This window comes from Mesorhizobium sp. WSM4850 (assembly GCF_055811735.1).
On sequence record NZ_JBVVPV010000133.1, the window covers coordinates 1 to 1,322 of the forward strand.

General features: G+C 66.0%; 1 protein-coding gene. It reads right to left on the minus strand.

Annotation, left to right across the window (positions count from 1 at the left end):
• The coding region (locus AC0L2Z_RS35245; RefSeq protein WP_473630624.1) for an efflux RND transporter permease subunit at positions 1-1,322 on the minus strand (1,322 nt) is incomplete at both ends.

The following is a 1,322-nucleotide window of genomic DNA, read 5'->3' on the forward strand; positions in this document are numbered from 1 at the left end:
GCGATCGGCAGCACGCCGAGGATCGCCGACACCGCCGTCAGCACCACCGGGCGGGCACGTTCGCGGCAAGTCTGCAGCACCGCGTCCATCTTGTCCCAGCCCTCTTCGCGCAGCCGGTCGTAGGTGTCGATCAGCACGATGTTGTTGTTCACCACCACGCCGGCCAGTGCGATTACGCCGATGCCTGACATGACGATGCCGAACGCCTCTCCGGTCAACAGCAATCCCAGGAACACGCCAACCGTCGCCATGACTACGCAGGATAGCACCAGCCAGACGCTGGTGAACTTATTGAACTGCATCAGAAGCACCAGGAAGATCAGGAAGATCGCCGCGCCGAAGGCCTTGCTGAGGAAAGCGCTGGCCTCGGCGCTGTCCTCGTTCGAGCCGGCGAGCTTCCAGCGTATGCCACTGCCGAGATCCACTTCGGCGACAGCCTGGCTGACCTGCTGCTGGACAGAAGCGACCTGCTCGCCGGCGGCGACATTGGCCTGGACGACCACGGTGCGCGCGCCATCGATGCGGTTGAGGATGCCGACGGTCGGCTCGGGCTTGCGCACGACGAAATTCGAGATCGGCACCGACCCTTGCGACGTCTGCACCCTGAGGTCGTCCAGTGTCGACAGCGTGCGCCGGTCCTCGGGCAGGCGCAGCCTGATGTCGACGGCGTCGTCCGCACCGGCCGGCCGGTATTCGCTGAGCTTCAGCCCGTTCGTCACCAGTTGCACCACCGTGCCGACCGAGGTCGGGCTGATGCCGTATTGCGCCGCCTTGGCGCGATCGACGTCGAGCGCCCAGTCGACGCCAGGCGGCGGCAGGCCGTCGGAAATGTCGATGACGCCGGGCACCTTGGCAATGCGCGCGGCGACGGCGCGCGCCTTGTCGTCGAGGCCCTTCGGATCGACGGCTGACAGCCTGATCTGGATCGGCTTGCCGGTGGGCGGGCCGGCCTCGGGCACGCGAACCTCGACGTCGACGCCGGGAATGCCGGCCATGACGCCGCGCAGTTCGTCCAGGATGGCGTTCGCCGATTTGCGCTCGCGCCAGTCGACGAACTCGTACTGGATCACGCCGACCACGTCTTCGGGAATGTCCTGGCCGCCGCCTTGCGTCTTGCCGACACGGGTATAGACCGATTTCACGCCCGGCCAGCCGAGAAGCCGGTTTTCCGCGGTCGTTGTGGCGGCATCCATTTCGGCGAGCGAAAGGTTGCCGCGGGCGTGCACATAGAGCAGGCCGTAGTCAGGCTCGACATTCGGGAAGAACTCGACGCCGGCGCCGTATTTCGAATAGGCAAAGCCGACACCGAACAAGAGGCCGAC